This is a genomic window from Ignavibacteria bacterium (assembly GCA_025612375.1).
Taxonomy (GTDB): Bacteria; Bacteroidota; Ignavibacteria; order Ignavibacteriales; family SURF-24; genus JAAXKN01.
Genome location: JAAXKN010000009.1, coordinates 82,318 through 99,108 on the forward strand (window position 1 = coordinate 82,318; position 16,791 = coordinate 99,108).

The 16,791-nt window shown below is 44.0% G+C and carries 13 protein-coding genes and 2 tRNA genes; 3 read left to right on the plus strand and 12 right to left on the minus strand.

Annotation, left to right across the window (positions count from 1 at the left end):
* Positions 1-70: 70 nt before the first annotated feature.
* The gene (locus HF312_08455) at positions 71-1,603 is read right to left on the minus strand and encodes an aldehyde dehydrogenase family protein (protein ID MCU7520234.1); all 1,533 of its coding nucleotides are present in this window, start codon (positions 1,601-1,603) and stop codon (positions 71-73) included.
* Between the two features lie 244 nt (positions 1,604-1,847).
* On the opposite strand from HF312_08455, the gene HF312_08460 reads away from it, so the two are divergent.
* Positions 1,848-2,522: a DUF305 domain-containing protein gene (locus HF312_08460; protein ID MCU7520235.1), complete on the plus strand. Its 675-nt coding sequence runs from the start codon at positions 1,848-1,850 to the stop codon at positions 2,520-2,522.
* Positions 2,523-2,542: 20 nt separating this feature from the next.
* On the opposite strand, the gene HF312_08465 is transcribed toward HF312_08460, so the two are convergent.
* Positions 2,543-3,223: a M50 family metallopeptidase gene (locus HF312_08465; GenBank protein ID MCU7520236.1), complete on the minus strand. Its 681-nt coding sequence runs from the start codon at positions 3,221-3,223 to the stop codon at positions 2,543-2,545.
* Between the two features lie 157 nt (positions 3,224-3,380).
* Between HF312_08465 and HF312_08470 the strand changes: the two genes are divergently transcribed.
* Together HF312_08470 and HF312_08475 are read left to right on the plus strand one after the other, a co-directional pair.
* A tRNA-Gly gene (locus tag HF312_08470) sits at positions 3,381-3,453 on the plus strand.
* Positions 3,454-3,543: 90 nt separating this feature from the next.
* Positions 3,544-3,618 (plus strand) — tRNA-Val (locus HF312_08475).
* A 57-nt stretch (positions 3,619-3,675) separates the two neighbouring features.
* Here HF312_08475 and HF312_08480 read toward each other — a convergent pair.
* From HF312_08480 to HF312_08525, 10 genes are all read right to left on the minus strand, one after another.
* Positions 3,676-4,224, minus strand: coding sequence for a DUF4440 domain-containing protein (locus HF312_08480; protein MCU7520237.1), 549 nt, complete (start codon positions 4,222-4,224; stop codon positions 3,676-3,678).
* A gap of 118 nt (positions 4,225-4,342) precedes the next feature.
* A complete protein-coding gene (locus tag HF312_08485) occupies positions 4,343-5,128 on the minus strand; it encodes a methyltransferase domain-containing protein (protein ID MCU7520238.1) in 786 nt (261 codons plus the stop codon).
* Between the two features lie 137 nt (positions 5,129-5,265).
* Positions 5,266-6,291, minus strand: coding sequence for a PorV/PorQ family protein (locus HF312_08490; GenBank protein ID MCU7520239.1), 1,026 nt, complete (start codon positions 6,289-6,291; stop codon positions 5,266-5,268).
* 33 nt (positions 6,292-6,324) lie between these two features.
* Complete coding sequence (locus HF312_08495; protein ID MCU7520240.1) at positions 6,325-8,490, minus strand: hypothetical protein; 2,166 nt, start codon at positions 8,488-8,490, stop codon at positions 6,325-6,327.
* Between the two features lie 38 nt (positions 8,491-8,528).
* Positions 8,529-11,606 (minus strand): TonB-dependent receptor, encoded by a 3,078-nt coding sequence (locus tag HF312_08500; GenBank protein MCU7520241.1) that lies wholly within the window; start codon positions 11,604-11,606, stop codon positions 8,529-8,531.
* Positions 11,607-11,952: 346 nt separating this feature from the next.
* Positions 11,953-13,191, minus strand: coding sequence for an MFS transporter (locus tag HF312_08505; GenBank protein ID MCU7520242.1), 1,239 nt, complete (start codon positions 13,189-13,191; stop codon positions 11,953-11,955).
* Positions 13,181-13,678, minus strand: coding sequence for a transcription antitermination factor NusB (nusB, locus tag HF312_08510; GenBank protein MCU7520243.1), 498 nt, complete (start codon positions 13,676-13,678; stop codon positions 13,181-13,183). The genes HF312_08505 and nusB overlap by 11 nt, the downstream gene beginning before the upstream one ends.
* A 93-nt stretch (positions 13,679-13,771) precedes the next feature.
* Positions 13,772-14,884: a Glu/Leu/Phe/Val dehydrogenase gene (locus HF312_08515; protein MCU7520244.1), complete on the minus strand. Its 1,113-nt coding sequence runs from the start codon at positions 14,882-14,884 to the stop codon at positions 13,772-13,774.
* A gap of 40 nt (positions 14,885-14,924) precedes the next feature.
* Complete coding sequence (locus HF312_08520) at positions 14,925-15,971, minus strand: DUF218 domain-containing protein (GenBank protein MCU7520245.1); 1,047 nt, start codon at positions 15,969-15,971, stop codon at positions 14,925-14,927.
* A complete protein-coding gene (locus HF312_08525; protein MCU7520246.1) occupies positions 15,971-16,777 on the minus strand; it encodes an ABC transporter ATP-binding protein in 807 nt (268 codons plus the stop codon). Before HF312_08525 ends, HF312_08520 begins: the two co-directional genes overlap by 1 nt.
* Between the last annotated feature and the right edge of the window lie 14 nt (positions 16,778-16,791).

The following is a 16,791-nucleotide window of genomic DNA, read 5'->3' on the forward strand; positions in this document are numbered from 1 at the left end:
CCCGTGTAAACCGGGACCAAGATCCCGGTAACAGGCGGGCATTTCAAGAAAAAAAAGTTATTTAAGGGAATTATATGTCGAATTTAATTCCCTGAGCCAGCGGCAGGTCGGTGCCGTAGTTAATTGTATTTGTCTGGCGCCTCATATAAGCTTTCCAGGCATCGGAGCCTGATTCGCGGCCGCCGCCTGTTTCCTTCTCGCCTCCGAAGGCGCCGCCAATTTCAGCACCCGAGGTGCCGATATTAACGTTTGCAATGCCGCAGTCGCTTCCTGCCGAAGAAAGGAAGGCCTCGGCCTCTCTTAAGTTATTTGTAAATATGGCAGATGACAAGCCCTGAACGACGCCGTTCTGAAGTTCAATTGCCTGACTGACGTCGCCAGAATACTTAATGAGGTAAAGTATAGGGGCAAATGTTTCTTCCTGTACGATGCTAAAGCTGTTATCAGCTTCTACTATTGCAGGCATAACGTAGCAGCCGGACTCGTAGCCTTCGCCTGAGAGCGTCTGGCCACCGAAGATTACCCTTCCGCCTTCTTTTTCTGCTGTTTCGAGGGCTTTTGTAAACATGCTGACCGCAGATTTATCTATAAGCGGGCCGACGTGGTTTTTCTCTTCAAGCGGGTTGCCAATTTTAAGTCCGCTGTATGCCTTAAGGAGAGAATCCTTTACCTTGTCATAGATTGATTCGTGAATAATGAGCCGGCGTGTAGTAGTGCAGCGCTGTCCTGCAGTACCAACGGCACCGAAGACGACGGCAGGCATTGCCATTTTGAGGTCGGCATCGGGAGTAATAATAATAGCATTATTGCCGCCAAGCTCAAGGATCGATTTGCCGAAGCGTTTTGCAATTACTTCGGATGCATGCTGCCCTACTGCAGTAGATCCTGTAATAGAAATAAGAGGTACTCTCTTATCCTTAAGCATCAATTCGCCTATTGTTGCACCGCGCCCTATAACGAGAGAGAAGATGCCTTCGGGGAGGTTATTTTCCCTAATTACCTCGCCTATAATGTTCTGGCATGCAATTGCCGTAAGAGGCGTTTTTGACGAGGGTTTCCAGAGGTTGACGTCTCCGCAGACTGCAGCAAGCATGGAATTCCAGGACCATACGGCTACAGGAAAATTGAAAGCCGATACAATGCCCACGATGCCCAGAGGATGGTACTGGTCGTACATTCTGTGGTTAGGCCTTTCCGAATGCATTGTAAAACCGTAGAGCTGGCGCGACTGCCCGAGAGAAAAATCGCAGATATCGATCATTTCCTGGACCTCGCCCAGGCCTTCCTGGAGTGACTTTCCCATTTCGTATGAAACGAGTGTACCCAGGGGCTGTTTGTATTTTCTTAATTTAAGGCCAATCTGGCGAACAATTTCGCCTCTTTTGGGAGCAGGGACCTTTCTCCAGACCTTAAAAGCCTCATATGCCGTTGCTACGACAGATTCATAATCCTTTTCTGATGCCTGATATACAGAGCCTATAAATTCTCCGGTTGCAGGGGAATATATCTTAAGTTCGCCCTGATCGGTAGTTTCATTCCATTTTAATCCGCTTGAAGAACCGTAATTTTTTTCTTTGATCCCCAGGACTTTCAGAAAATCCAGGTTAGTGGCAGTTTCTTTTAACACTTCCATAAAATTCCTCCAAGGACAGAATGTTTAACAATTGATTTATAAAGGTAAGATTTGCTTTTCGAGACAACATAAGGAATTTATTTTAATTTACAAAGTCTAAGTAATATAACGCTAAAAGTCAATCGGATTCAGGACAAAAGAAAATGACAGCTAAGTCTTTATCATTTTATTTCTTCAGGAATAGTTTATAATACTATTAATGGAGGGAGTTACAATGAGAACAAGGGGTTTTGTTTTAATTTTGGCGCTGCCCGGGGTAATTTTGGTGGCGTTTCTTCTTTTATTCAATCCCCCGGCTGGAAGTAATTCAGGAGAGCGCTTTACGGGGGCAGTTTCAGCAGCTTTTGACCAGAAGGATGATGAATTAAGCGGTGTGCTGAAGGATATTTATAGCAAGGTTAAGGCCGTAAAGCTCACCAATAATCCTGAAAATGATTATTCCTTGGTTATGGCTATTTTTCTGGGAGGTGCCATTTCCCTTTCTCAGAAAGAAATCTCAAAAGGCAAAGACAACACTATGAAGGACCTGGCCAAAAGGACAGATAAAAGAGTAAAAAGTGAAATAAGTGATTTTAATAAGGCAAAAGACAAACAGGCCTCGAAGAAAGAAAAGGAAACCGGGCAAGGCATAACGACGCGCACACTATTTACCGCCATGGATCTCATGATTGACCGCCTGAGGAGTTACTCCCCTACGGGTGATCTTGATTATGATTTTGCCTCCATTCTAGTTATCCATCACCAGACGGCAACCGGTTTAAGCCAGGCATTTTTAGAAAACAGCATCGATTCGGATCTGACGAAGACAGCCCAAAAGCTGATCTATCAGGACGAGCAGGACATTGAGCAGATGCTGGAATGGAAAGCCAAAAGAAAGTATTCCGAGTAACAGGCCTCAAAAAGAAAAAATCAGCCTCTTTTCAGATAATTCCTTACTAGAAGAAAAGTTACCGTAACAGATACAATGAACATTATAACGCCCCAGCCCATAGCAGGAATATGGGTAGCGCGTGCAAGGACGCCTGCATCTGTATTTGTCTGTGAGGCTGAGGTAAGGAGGTCCTCCTTAATATCAATTATTACATAAAGGCAGCTCATAATGCCTATAGTTCTAAGGAGAAAAAAGTGAATAAAATTGGGAAGAAACCTGGGGGAAAGGAAAAAAAGGAGACAAAAACCCAGCGTAAAAAGAACGCCAAAGATCGTTTTAATGTAAAGAATAACCAGGAGGAGGAATACAAGAGCAAGCACATCACAGACCGCGCGGCTGAAATTGAAATTTTTTGTTGAGGCAAATATCAGGGCTCCAAGCAGGGCGCTGCCTATGTAACCAGCAGGGGCGATAATAAGAGGGTTCCCTCCTTTTGCAACGCAGGCTCCTCCTAGCTGATAGGTGATCTGCATTTCGATTATTCTGCCACCTGTAAGGAGCGTCATCACTCCGTGTGAAGATTCATGCAGAAGCACCACAAGGAGTTTAACGGGGAAAGTCACGAATGAATTCCAGAAGAAGAAAGCCGCAATTACGACAGCCGTTAAAAGAAATATTTCGGTTAATTTTTTCCCTTTTGCAGACAGCCTGAATGCCATAAAGTTTCTTGGAGTAAGTTATTAATACGGGAGCAAAGTTAATGCCGGAAGTGATATGAGACAAGAAGAATTTTCTTTATTTTTGCTTGAAAAATAAGAATTAGTTATTTAATTTAATGATAGTTCTTTGACGCTTATCGGGACTAAAAAAAAAAATGCGAGCGTAACTCAGTTGGTAGAGTGTCAGCTTCCCAAGCTGAATGTCGCGGGTTCGATCCCCGTCGCTCGCTCTAAAAAAAAGCAAAGTAAAAGCAAAAAAGTATTTGCTTTTTGGAAATAATAGACTTATATTTAAGTCTCACTTTTTGAAAGACTGATACGGGAGCTTAGCTCAGCTGGTTCAGAGCACCTGCCTTACAAGCAGGGGGTCATTGGTTCGAATCCATTAGCTCCCACAAAAGAAAGCCTGACATTTGTCAGGCTTTTTATTTTTAAAGAACAGTAAAAGTCAGCTACTTCTTTTCCCTGCCTCCGGTCATTTCATCATCTTTGTCTTTTTCATTCATCCTTGCGCTTTGGACTTCTTTGAGGCTCTTATCGGTATTAAATATATCAGCTACCACCTTTAATGACCCGTCAGGCATCATCTTCCATACGGTAACATATTTCCCTTCATCATCAACCGGATTACTCATATTCTTCATCCGGATGGTATTCTTATAAGTGCCAATCTCCATAAAGAGATTATTCTCTCCAAGTACATCAACGGTATTATATTCCACATTTGTAAACCTGTCGATGTTCTTGTTTTCGCCTTCATAAAAGGCTTTGATGGCATCTTTGCCGCGGAGCATTTTGGCGTTTGGAGGAAGCACGACTGCACTATCGGCATAAAAATCCCATATTGCCTGGAAGTTACCGGTTTTATCGTAGTTTGCCCACTGTTCATTTATCTGTTTTAATTTGCTTTTTACCTGGTCTATTTTCCCCTGCCCGTACAGGGAGGAAAGAGCAGTAAAGCAGAAAGCCGCAATAATCAACCGAACCAATCCTTTTCTCATTTCCATTCTCCTTCATACTATTTATAAATTACAATTGTTATAAACTGATATAAAAAAGAAAGGTCACAATCAATGCCAGAAAAACAGCTGGAATGTTATACGGGAGCTGAAAAAGGTCTTATGTTCTGCCTTTTACTGCCCATGCCCTGGCCATTAGCGGGATTGAGCCGTCGCTGGCTGTGGGTAAGGACTTGCGGAGTTTAGTTTCAAGTTTTTGCCTGTCTTTTTCACCTAAGCCCATCACGTAGCCCGGTGCCGGACCAACTTTTTCAAGAAAAGGCTCCCAAAAGTCGTCAAAATTACGGAATACAGTTTTAACCTCAATTGTCCTGGATTCAACCTGCTTTAACGCGGCTTTAAGAAAAAGAGATTCCAGAGCCCCCTTCCGGCATAAAGGGAACCTCAGGCCTTCGTCAGATTCTTCGGCACCACGGTCCAGTTCCACGGCGGCATCCCAGAAGAAACGCAGCATCTGCATCCCTTCGGCATAGTCCCATAGAAAAACACCTATTGTCCCGTCCGGCCTTGCAACTCTCTTCATTTCCGTAATTGCTGCCTCGGGATCAGGGACAAAGTTGAGGACGAGTCCCGATACTACGGCATCTATGGCGCCAGAAGGAAGTTCAAGTGACTGGGCTAAACCCACCTTAAAGCGGACAAGAGGGCTTGTAATATTTTTTTGTGCATGGGAAATAAAGTCATGCGAGGAGTCAACCGCCAAAATTCCCTCAGGATTTTGCTCTTTAAGAATGAGCCTTGTCAGTGTACCTGTGCCGCAGCCTACATCCAGCCAGGTTTTACCGGGAGGAACAGAAAGCCATTTCAGGAATTTGCGGGCAACCAGAGCGCTCCATCTGCCCATAAATTTATCGTAGGAATTGCCGCTCTGCCAGGAATCGTTCATAGATAAAAGACTCCTAAATTTGATATTCGTACCGCTTGCGTGTAATATAATGCTAAAGGTTAGAAAGGCAGGTTTCAAGAGTAAAGGATTAACCCCGGACCTAGAAGGAAAGTCCGGGGTTAATAAGAATCTGCTGATTAGTAGCTGATACCTACAGTAAAGTTATGAAGGTTGCCGAAAATTCCAAATTTTTGGAATGCGTAGTCGATTCTGAAAGGAACATTTGAAATTGTCTTTCTGAAACCCAGACCTGCGGAAAATCCTCTTTCATCTGTATTGGTAACGTAACCTGTTCTAACAAAAAATGTTTTCTCGTAGCTGTATTCAGCGCCATATTTCAGTTTTTCACCAAAATCTCTCGGGTGGTTTGATTCAAACATCACAACCAGGTCGTGTCCCTGCATGTTCTGGAAAGCAAACTGCAAGGGAGCAACAGTAAAGCCGAAGCTGACAGCAAATGGCAGCGGGAATACTTCGTTCTCGTATTTCATTTCGCGCGAGACGTTGGAGAGTGTAGCGGCAAATGTTATTCCTTTGAATTTGAAATCGTAGTATGTGCCGATATCAACAGCCACAGCGCCAAGCCCGTACTCCTTTAATTTAATCGTAGACTTACTGGCGTCCATGGAATCCATTGTAGCTGTCATCCAGGCGGAGCCCAGGTTCTGGTCAACGTATTTAATGTTTACGCCGTAAGAAAACCTGTCGGAGATCTTCTGTGCAAAACCTAGGCCCAGTGTAAAGGCTGTAGGAGAAAAAGTGCCAACTTCATCGTAGCCGTCTGAGGTAAGAGATCTGCGCGTTGCAATCAGGTCTCCATAGTTAACAATGGTACCGCTCAGAGTAACAACGCCGAAATCGAAAGCATTAAAGCTTGCGGCAACGGCATTATATGAGATATCGGCGATCCATTGATGGTAGTTCAGGCTGAGGTCGATATTTCCCGGAATCATGGAAGTAAGGGCAGGATTCCAGAAGATGCCGTTGGAATTAAATGTGGAATTAATGCCGGCAGTGCCCCTTCCGATCACCTCTGCCGAGACGGGATTGCTTAGAAACTTCATTCCAACCTGTGCCTTTTTAGTAATCTGGGCACTTGCCGGGACTGTAAAGATAAGCAGTCCAATCAGAACCATCAATTTATCTTTAATCTTAAAATTCATTTTTTATCTCCATAAATTGAGTATTATAAATTCTTATCTAATGATAACGAATTTAACAAACTGTTGATCCAGCGGTTTGCCTTCAATGTCCTTGCAATCTGAAACAGCCAGTATATAAAGGCCGCTTGATACAAACTGATTATAGTCGGTCTTCTGGTTCCATTTTTCATCGGCAGTTCCGTAATGATTTTTCTCCCAGACCAGTTCCCCTGCCTCAGTAAAGATACTGAGTTTGCAAGCGAAGGGAAGATTATAGAAATTAATTTGATTCGGGTCCTGCACGTAATAATTCAGTGCTGCACCGGCAACGCTGGTAAAAGGATTCGGAACGACTCTGACCAGACTGCTTGTATTAAGTCCCGGTTTAAAAGGAGTGACAGGCACCTGTGTCATATTAACGAATCTGGAGCTTTCGAGTCTTTCACCCGGCAAGTAGCCAGTAGTATTCTGAGATCCGTTATCGACAGCAGTTACTGCGTAATAGTAATCGTGGCCTCTTACAACGTTTGAATCCACAAATGACTTGATATTCCTGTCGCGGGTTGAATAGACAAGTTCCCATTTATTAATAACGCCTTCATCATTTGGGTCGAAAGTAAGGAAAGAACCTCCCTTTCTGTAAACTCTCCACTCGCTCCAGTCATCGGCATTTGTAACTGCGTCCTGAAAATAGGATTGGTCGGGGTAAGACCATCCGACTGTAACAATGTCGGGTCCTGCGGTCACGTTAACATCCGGCGGTGGCGGGGCGGCAGGAAGCTTAATGCCCTTATTGATCTGGTTCCAAGCAAAGTTAGCCTTATCGAGCGTATTAAAGAGGGAGTCTTTGCCGGGTTCAATAAAGCCGGCATTTTTTTCCTCGTCAGTAATTTTCTTGCTCAACCAGTCGGCGCCGAGCTGCTGTGCCTTATCGATGCCTATTGAGCCGCATCCGACTGCATATACAAAGGTCACGGAATCTGCCCTGTTATGGGCCCTGTCGAGCGTAAGGTCGTAGGGGCCGTTAACGACAAATCTCATTGCACCCTGTTCATTCTGATTAGGCCTGAATTTCTGAAGGTCCTCAGGCGTCGGGAAACGACCGAGCTGCGGGTGGCGTCCGCTGTATAAAAGGGCATTTTCATCAGCCTTATTGGCCCATTTATCCTGCCTGATTGAGGCATAAGAAAGAGCAAAAGGCTGGGATTTATCGTCAGTTGTAACCTCGTTGGCGCTTTTGCTTGCAAAAAGCAGAGCGTAACCCGGGATCTGCGGAGCATATAGGTATCCTGTTGTCAGATCCGGATCGCCTGAATCGTCAGTTGAACCGTTGGGATAGGTCTTAGGGCTGAACTTTTTGGAATCCCAGAAATAAGCAATCTTCAGGGAGTCGCGGCTCTGTCCTTTTACAAGGTTAGATTTCCTTGCAAACCAGCTGTTCTTGTCGTCGTCAGGAATTCCGCCGTAGTCTGAAGTAGTTTTATAGGTTCCAAGTCTTGAAGGTCCCATGGTAAAAGTTACAGGCCAGTAAAGTTGTACGGTCTGGCTTGGCATAGTATCCGTCTTGCCGAAAGTTTTATCGGGGCCGGTTCTTTTATAGCTTACAACAACTTCGCCGGTAAACTTATGAGTAGCCTTCCAGATGAGGTAATCGTCGTTATCCGGGTCGGCAAAGGCATACGTAGTAACGTGGCTGCGGAAGCCGTTTTCATAGACGTCTTCCCACTCAACCTTAATATCAGCCTCAAGGTTTCTGTCGACATACCAGTCATAAGGAGGCTGGACCTGAACGCCGTCAACGATGATGCTGGGAGGCCTGTAGCGTCTGATTTGGCGTCCCCAGTCGACTTCGCAGAGGTTAACGCACTTGTCAACTCTGGTAGGGTGGACAGAATACTTCTTTTTTCTTCCCAGTGGGTCCACGACACCATTGACGAAGACCAGCGGCTGGAAGAGGTTAGTCATCATATCAGAACGGAACTGGTCGCGTCCCCAGTTAAAATTAAGGACTCCGCCGTAGTTCCAGCTAGGCTGAACAGAAAGCCCGCCAGCTTCGTTCTGATTCATCCCATACTTCCTCTGAAGGAAGAAAGTATAGTTACCCACGTCAATATCCATCTTCGGGGGATCAAAGACAGGGGGCATGCTTTGCGCCGTAATCTCCCCTGTAGTAATAAGCAGCAGGAAGACAAAGCTAAAAACTGTAAATTTATTCTTCATTGTTCTACCTTTTAAATCTTAAATAATAATTCATGCGATTAAAGATTTACGCGAAGGCCGAGGACGACTCTTCTCGGGTTAAGGAAAAGGACATTTTCCCAGGAGGCCGTGAAAATTTTAGCCAGGTTAGGAGACTTATAATCGCCCCACTGTCCTCCGTTGTTTATGATCTCATTTCTATAGGCTGAAGCTTCGGCCTGAGTCATGTTTTCAGTACTTAAGAACTTGTTGTTGGTCAGGTTTTTCACCGTAAGTGATAATTCAAACATGCTGTTGACAAATGAGATCTCCTTGGAGAGTCTGAAATCGATGTTCCACCAGTTAACCCTGTCAGCCCACTTCTCAAGTTTCACATCGACATTATTAGTGAGTTTTTCTTTCCCGCCGTCTCTCCATTCAAAGAAGAAGTTGGCAAGCCAGTTTCCAAAGAGCGCCCCAAAATCATCCGGAGTATGCAGGTTTAGATTGATATTTGCCCTTGGTTTTGCTATCGGTGTATACTGTGTCGCGCTTCTTAGTTTATTTTCCTTGTTTAATACAAGATTCTCATACATAGTTTCAAAACCTGTATAACCTTCTGAAGTAATCATGTAATCGTACATTGAGCTAAAAGTAACAAACCTGCCGGCGTTTCTTTCAAACCTGAGTTCAACTCCTCTGATATCAGAGTACCTGTCAGGATAGTACTTAGAAACTATATTGATTGCGTTGAAGTCCACGAACTGTCTTGTCATTGGCTCGTTGGATACATCCTTATAGTAAGCAGTAATATTGGCTAGAAAGTCCAGAGGGAGCACCTGTTCGTAGCCGAATTCATACTGTACAGTTCTGGCCATGATGAGATCCGGAGTCGGAATAACGGTCGACATGGCGTTCAGCTTCATATTGTAGAGAATGGAAGCCGCAGGCCTCTGGTAAAAATGACCGTAGTTGAAGTACATTTTGCTCTTTTCGGTAATGGGGAATGAAACACCGAGTCTCGGTGAGAGCTTAAGCTGTGCTTTAGATTCAACTTCTGGCCATCCGGGAGGGTTAGCCAGGAGTCCTCTGAAGAGGAGCCATCTTTCATAGCTGTTGTAAGATCCGGGCGTATTGTTGTAAATATCTGTATAGAGTTTAGTATAGTCTTTATCCTCGGGGAATCCAACCTGGTAACCCTTTCTCATCGGATTGAAGTAATCTAACCTGAGTCCGGCATTCAAGATAATTCCCTCGAACTCAAGTTTATCCTGAGCGTAAAAACCGATATCGAGAGGAGAAGCCTTAAAGTACTGCCATGAATTCGGGGTAAAGGATACTACAGACTGATTCCAGTATCCGGCATAGACATTTATCTTCTGGAGCCCAGCGCTGAATCCAGCCTGGAACTGGTTAAACCTGTTAAACTGCCAGGTGAAATCGCCTTTCAGCTGGTAGCTATAAGAATATGAGGAATCGGCCCACTGCCCCCCGCCGTACATATTGAACTTGTTCATTGCGTCTAATGCAAGAAGGGTTGTTCCGTTCGGGACGCCGGAGGTAGGAAGGTTAAAATAGTACCATTTCTTTGCAGCCTGGCTGTACATCTTAACATAGTTATTACTGGAATCGGCATTCATGTCCATCATCATAGGAGTAATATCCTGTCCCGTGTAGCCCATCTGGAAATCGATTGTAAAATATGAGTTAGGCATCGGGACGTGGGTGAACTTAAAGCCGCCCATGGCAAAAGTCTGGTCGAAGAACTGAAAGCGGCTCTTGTTATATATATAGGGGAAGTTCGTACCCCCAATTTGAGCAGCCTGCCTTACAATTGACGAAGGTGTGTTATTATTCATATATGCAAAGGTCTGCGAGGCATCATAGCTTGCGGTCTGGCCGCTTGTGTTGCTATAGATTTTCGCGAGCATACCGTTTACGGACAACTTTGATTTTTCGTCAATTGTGGTAGTCAGTTTAAGCTGACCATTCCAGTCCTCATAGCTGTCTCTTGGGCCGATAGGGTAAACGAATTGTGAATTCTCGTATTTGAATGCAGCCATAAAAGCCGTATTAGGAATTACAAAAGGACCTGTAATGGTGCCTTCAATTACGTAGTCGGGCCTCCTGGCAACTCCATACTGCGGATGCTGAAGTTTCCAGAGCTCCATTCTCTGCAATGTATCGAGTGCTTTAAGGTCACCGCCAGTAGTTTTTTTCCAGCCCTTAAAATCCTGGAGGTCAACAGGCAATGTAGGGTCAGTTGTAGGAGAACCGCTTGATGCATACTCCCCTGAATAGATTTTGTAAATCCAGGAGTCGTTGCTGAAAGGGTTAGTTCCGAAGAACCTGTACTGTCCTTCAGGGGTATAGTCGGTCTTAAGTGAGACAGTAAATCTTTCGCGGCTGCCGTCTTTAGTTTTGATATTAAGGAGGCCGCTTCTGATGCCGCCGTATTTTGCCTCAAAGCCGCCTGTTACGACCTGGATTTCATTAATTGTAGTTGAATTAAATCCCAGGTATGAGTTTTCACTTCTTGGGTCCTTCAGAGATATATCATCCATTCTGATGTCGGTTTCCCTTATTGCGCCGCCTCTAACAGAAAGGCCGTATCCGTCGGAGGAGCTTGAGAGCTGGATACCTTTAAGTTTACCCAGAAATTCGTCGACTCTTACGACCGGAAGGCTCTGAAGAGTTTCAGAAGAAATCATCTGCTGCGTGCTGTAGACGTCGGCCTTAATGATTTCTTTTTTAGCAGTAACAACAATTTCATCTGTTTGAATTGAAGCAGGTTCAAGTTCAAAGTTGAAATTAATTGTTCTGTCGGGATCGACCCTTACTTCTCTGGCAACTACTGATGTGTAACCAATAATACTTGCCTTGACGGTATATTCTCCGGAAGGGATATTAAGGATCACATAATATCCTTCCCCATCCGTCCGTGCACCCAGGGGAGATGAAAGATTAATCATCTTCCCGTCCTGCAAGACTTGGGTAATAATGACGTTTGCAAAACCCAGCGCTTCACCGCTTTTCTTGTCAGTAATTCTTCCAGTCAGCTTGCCGCCGCCGGCAAAAACTGTCTGGGAGAGCAGCACTGCCAGAATAAAGAGCTGAAGGCTGGTTTTAAGTAGTTTTTGCAGATTCACTAAACTCATTTTCTACACCTCTACTTTTTGAGCTTTTTGGTAGTTAAAGAATGATTTGTCCAAATATATTTTGGATTATTGAGACAGAATGTTATTAAATGAACAGATTCCGAAGTTACATTATCCAGAGATAGGCTAATGCTTCCGGAAGATATGTCATAAATAAGGTATTTTTTTTGACTTACCCAAAATATCGTTTTCATTAAAAGAAATCAAAAGTTTTTAATGATTTATTTAAAAAAATTGGGGGAATGCCTGATTTTATTTAAAGCCCTGGGTGAAATATTTACGCCGCTAAAATATCATGGCTTAAAGCCGTGCGGTACATCTAGAAAAAGAAGAATTTCACTTTATTTCAGGATTTCTTAAAGGAGGGTTCCTGGACTTTTTGAAGCAGAAAAAGTCCGGCAACGAAGAAACTTCCAATGGCCAGGGCAGCAATCCTTTCGTTGGAGAAGTCGGCAACAATTCCATAGACCAGAGGGCCGACCACGGCAGAGGATTTACCAAAAAGGCCGTCATAAAACCCGAAGAACTCTGCTTCCCTTTCCTTTGGTGTTAAAAGTGCCATGAAGCTGCGGCTTGAGGACTGAGAGCTGCCGATTGAAAGCCCGGCAAGGAGCCCCACAATATAAAACTCCCAGATGGTGGTAACAAAGAATGCCCCAATTATAACGGCTATCCAGATAAGCAGTGTAATGCTAATTGTTTTCTTGGGCCCGATATGGTCAGAGATGATTCCGAAGGCAAAAGATCCGAAAACCGCAGTGCTCTGAACGATGACGAAAAAGTAAATTACCTCCTGGTCTGTCATCTTCAGAATATTCGATGCAAAAATGGAGGCAAAAGCAATAATAGTCAGGATTGCGTCATTGTACAAAAAGAAAGCCAGAAGGAATCTTGAGACCGCGGGATATTCTTTTGTAAAAAACAGAGCCTTAAAGGTGGAAAAACTCCTCTGGAGCCCTTTTTTTACGAGGTTTTCCCTCTGAAGGAGTGTTACCTGGGGTTCCCTGACGAAGAAAAATAAGGGTATTGCAAAGACAAAAAAGAAAGAAGCCGCAACAACAAAAGAAAGCCTGATATAGAAGTAGTATTCGGCCGAACTCTGCGGAGGAAGGAGCATCATAACGATTAAGAGCACTGCAAGAGCCCCGAGGTATCCCATTGCAAAGCCGTAGCCTGAGACGCGCCCGAAATTTTTCTTTTCTGTTAAATTCGGCAGGAAGGCATCATAGAAAACCAGCCCCCCTTCGAAGCCTATATTTGCCAGAACAAATAGTACAAAGCCCAGGAGTATATCCCCCTTGCCGACAAAAAACATTAAGGACGTGCAGACAATGGACAGGAGCGTGAATATGAGGAGAAATCTTTTCCTGTTCCTGGAACTATCGGCAATAGCGCCCAATGGAGGGCTAAGTATGGCAGCCAGTACCATAGAGATGCTGACTGCAAGCCCCCAGAGCCATCTTTTACCGCCGGTAACATAATTTGAAAAGTACTTTGAAAAAATAACAGTTACAATAATGACCGAAAAGGCGGTATTTGCAAAGTCAAAGAGAGTCCAGGCAAATATCCTACCTCTATTCTTCATCCGCCTTATTTCTTTTAGGTTTCTTCTGTATCGTTTCGTCAATAAGGCCGCGGCCAGTTTTATTAAGGCTGCCCGTTTCCCTGAGGCCGGAGAGCACGGTGTCCAGAATTCCGTTGATGAACTTCCCGCTGTTAGGGGTGCTGAAATTCTTGGCAATTTCAATTACCTCGTTAATAGTAACCTTTGGAGGGATATCGGGAAGATACATAAGTTCGCACAGGCCCATTCTAAGCAAGATTTTATCTATAAGAGCAATTCTGTTAAGCTCCCAGTTATTTACGCGCTCGTTAATTTTTTTATCGAGCTCCGTCTGATGGACGAGGGTTTTGTTAACCAGTATCCGGCAGAATTCCTTGTCTGTTTCCTCTTCAAGATCTGAAAGTATACCCTCGGTGAGGGCTTCAAGTCCCTCGTTATTCATTTCAAATGCATACAGAATCTGTAAAACTTTTTCTCTAAGGATCCGCCTGTTTATCTTTTTTTTCATTTTCCCACAATATTTTTTTCAAAAAAACACCAACAAGCATTCAGTATCACTATGGGGTTTTAGGGTTATATAATACTGAATGCCCTGTCAGATCTACTTCATAGTTAATTCACCAAGTCTACCGGAAAAGTTAGAAGTACCGGTATAAATTTTTCTAATGTTTCCCACGTGGCAGAGTCTTTCCTCTGCAATTTTATTTGATGCCACATGAGTCGGGACATTTTCCTTCTTTGAGATATCGATAATTTTCTGAAGGACGTCATAGATTCCTTCGGCCTGCTTCATTGCCCTGTCCTGCCGATAGCCTTCGAGTTCATTGGCCACGTTAATGAGACCACCTGCGTTAATTACATAGTCCGGTGCATAGAGTATCCCCTTCTGCAGGAGTGCCTGACCGTGTTTTGCCTCATCCTCTAGCTGGTTATTAGCGCCTCCGGCAATAATCTGGAACTTGAATCTTGGCAGTGTCTCGTCGTTAATAATTGCGCCCAGGGCCGTAGGGGCAAAGATATCGGCGTCAATATCATAGATTTCTTCAGGTTTTACGACGTGTGCTTTAACCGTTTCAAGGAGGCGTTTTACTTTTGATTCAACGATATCCGTAACAAATATTTCAGCGCCCTCGTTATAAAGGTGTTCGCAAAGGTAGCGGGCAACGTTTCCCGCGCCCTGCACTGCAACTTTTCTTCCCCTCAGAGAATCGGTGCCCCATTTTTCATGCGCACAGGCCTTAATGCCGACGTAAACGCCGTAGGCCGTTACAGGAGAAGGGTCGCCGCTGCCGCCCAAGGCCTTGGAGATACCGGTAACGAATTTGGTTTCCATGCGTACAAATTCCATATCGCGCACGTCTGTACCAACGTCCTCAGCCGTAATATAGCGGCCTGCCAGGCCATCGACAAATTTGCCAAAAGTTCTGAAGAGGACCTCATTTTTCTGTGTTGCCGAGTCGCCGATTATAACGGCTTTACCGCCGCCCAAGTTAAGGCCTGCAACCGAAGCCTTGTAGGTCATACCTCTTGAGAGCCTTAAAACATCCTTGAGTGCAGCTTCACTTGTGGTGTAGTTCCACATGCGGGTACCTCCCAGGGCAGGCCCCAGTGTGGTATTGTGAATCGCAATAATAGCCCTAAGTCCTGCTTCCTTATTGGTGCAGTAGATAACCTGCTCATGATTAAAAGTTTCCATCATTTCGAAATTAACCATTTAGGACTCCTCAAAATTGTTAAACTTCCTACAATTAAAGTTATAATGCAAACAACCAGAAAAGAAGTAATGCCAGGCTGTCCCTGAATTTATAGAAGAACAGCTTTTCGAGGCTAAGCCGCAAGCCGGAAGCTATTCCGTCGGCTTTAACGTTATAAAAGTCGCACATTTCCATTGCCCGTTTCAGGTGGAACTGATCGGAGACAATAATAATTTTTTTAAGTCCTCTTTTGTCAATAAGGTTTTCTTTAATATATTCAATCTGTTCCGAAGTTGAGGATGTTTTTCTTTCGATCCAGATATTCTCGGGATCGACGCCGTAACGGACCAGATACTTATAAGCTACTTCAGCCTCGCTCATCTCGCCGGGAGCGTTGCCGCCGGTAACGAGGAGTTTTTTCACCATTCCCGCGTTGTAGAGGTTATTTGCCTTCCCTATTCTTGAGGCAAAAATAGGGCTGGGTCTGTTCTTCGAGTAAACCGCAGCGCCCAGTATAACGGCAACATCAGCCCTCGAGCCGTCCTTGAAATATTTCTCTGAATTATCCTCATATTCATTTTCATGAATAAAGGCGCCAATAACCAGTACAAAAATAACAAATAGTGAATACAATAACGAACGCAAGTACAAATAATTATTATTCCTGAAAACAATCAGCCAGGTTGCAGCAGTCAGATAAAACAGGAGAAACTGAAAAATCGAAAACATCAGGGCCACATAAATATTCTCAAGAGGATAACCGAATAAATATTTAAATGGCAGGGGTAAATTAAACTCTTTAATGAATAAAGTAAATATAAGCGGAATATTCATAACAAGCGTAATAAATAAAAGTCCGTAGAGCTTTTTAATTTCTATTTTTTCGGGGTAGAAAAAAAGAATTGCAAAGCCGAGGGCAGGGATCAGTGTAAAGAGGAAATTCAGTATATTGCCCGTGCTCCTGGGGTTAAATTCCAATATTGAGAGATTCTTATGAGAATACTTGCTCAGGTAAAGGAATACCAGGTCGAACAGCAATATAAGAATAATGGACGTGCATATCCTTCTTTTAGCAATGGCATTATTTTTTTGTCCAGCTGAAGCCATTATTTCTCATAACCAGGTTTAATGACCACATTTACTCTTTGTGAGTCCTTGTCTATTCCGACCTCTGAATTTACCTCAAAGATTTTGTATATATTTTCCTTTGTCAGGATTCTGTCAGTTTTGTCGTCCTCAATAATTCCCCCCTGTTTCATCAGTATGATCCTCGAGCTGTAGAAGCCCGCGAGATTAAGGTCGTGTGAAACGCTCAGGACAGTAAGCCCCTTCTTTTCATTCAGGCTTTTGATCAGGTTGAATACTGAAAGCTGATGTTTAATGTCGAGGTGTGAATTTGGTTCATCGAGCAGTATGAGTTTCGGTTCCTGAACGATTGCGCGGGCAATAAAAGCTCTTTGAGCCTCTCCGCCTGAGACCTCATTGATTCCTTTGTCCTTCAGGTGAGCGATATCAACCATTTCAATAGCTTCCATAACGCGGTCGTGGTCCTCTTTTTTCTCGTAGCCGAACATATTCAGGTACGGAGTGCGCCCCATCATGACAATTTCATAGATTGAAAATGGGAAAATAGCCAGCGATGACTGAGGCACAAAGGCTATTGCCCTGGCAAGAGATTTCCTGGAAAGGTTCCTGTAATTCCGCCCCAGAAGGGTGATCTCACCCCGTGAAGGCTTTAAGAGTCCGGTAATTACTTTCAACAGGGTAGATTTGCCCGAACCATTTGGGCCCAGAACGGAGATAAATTCCCCGTCATCAATAGTCAGGTGGATGTCGTTGAGCTGAAATTCAGTTTCATCCTTTGAAGAACTATTATAGGAAAAGCAAATATTCTTTAATTCAACCAGAGGCATATTATTTGTAAAAA

Bases quoted from the DNA above. Each gene is read 5' to 3' on its own strand.
- HF312_08500 (MCU7520241.1), bottom strand. From the start codon at position 11,606: ATGAGTTTAGTGAATCTGCAAAAACTACTTAAAACCAGCCTTCAGCTC.
- HF312_08495 (MCU7520240.1), bottom strand. From the start codon at position 8,490: ATGAAGAATAAATTTACAGTTTTTAGCTTTGTCTTCCTGCTGCTTATT.
- HF312_08485 (MCU7520238.1), bottom strand. From the start codon at position 5,128: ATGAACGATTCCTGGCAGAGCGGCAATTCCTACGATAAATTTATGGGC.
- HF312_08505 (MCU7520242.1), bottom strand. From the start codon at position 13,191: ATGAAGAATAGAGGTAGGATATTTGCCTGGACTCTCTTTGACTTTGCA.
- HF312_08515 (MCU7520244.1), bottom strand. From the start codon at position 14,884: ATGGTTAATTTCGAAATGATGGAAACTTTTAATCATGAGCAGGTTATC.
- nusB (MCU7520243.1), bottom strand. From the start codon at position 13,678: ATGAAAAAAAAGATAAACAGGCGGATCCTTAGAGAAAAAGTTTTACAG.
- HF312_08520 (MCU7520245.1), bottom strand. From the start codon at position 15,971: ATGGCTTCAGCTGGACAAAAAAATAATGCCATTGCTAAAAGAAGGATA.
- HF312_08465 (MCU7520236.1), bottom strand. From the start codon at position 3,223: ATGGCATTCAGGCTGTCTGCAAAAGGGAAAAAATTAACCGAAATATTT.
- HF312_08490 (MCU7520239.1), bottom strand. From the start codon at position 6,291: ATGAATTTTAAGATTAAAGATAAATTGATGGTTCTGATTGGACTGCTT.
- HF312_08480 (MCU7520237.1), bottom strand. From the start codon at position 4,224: ATGAGAAAAGGATTGGTTCGGTTGATTATTGCGGCTTTCTGCTTTACT.
- HF312_08525 (MCU7520246.1), bottom strand. From the start codon at position 16,777: ATGCCTCTGGTTGAATTAAAGAATATTTGCTTTTCCTATAATAGTTCT.
- HF312_08460 (MCU7520235.1), top strand. From the start codon at position 1,848: ATGAGAACAAGGGGTTTTGTTTTAATTTTGGCGCTGCCCGGGGTAATT.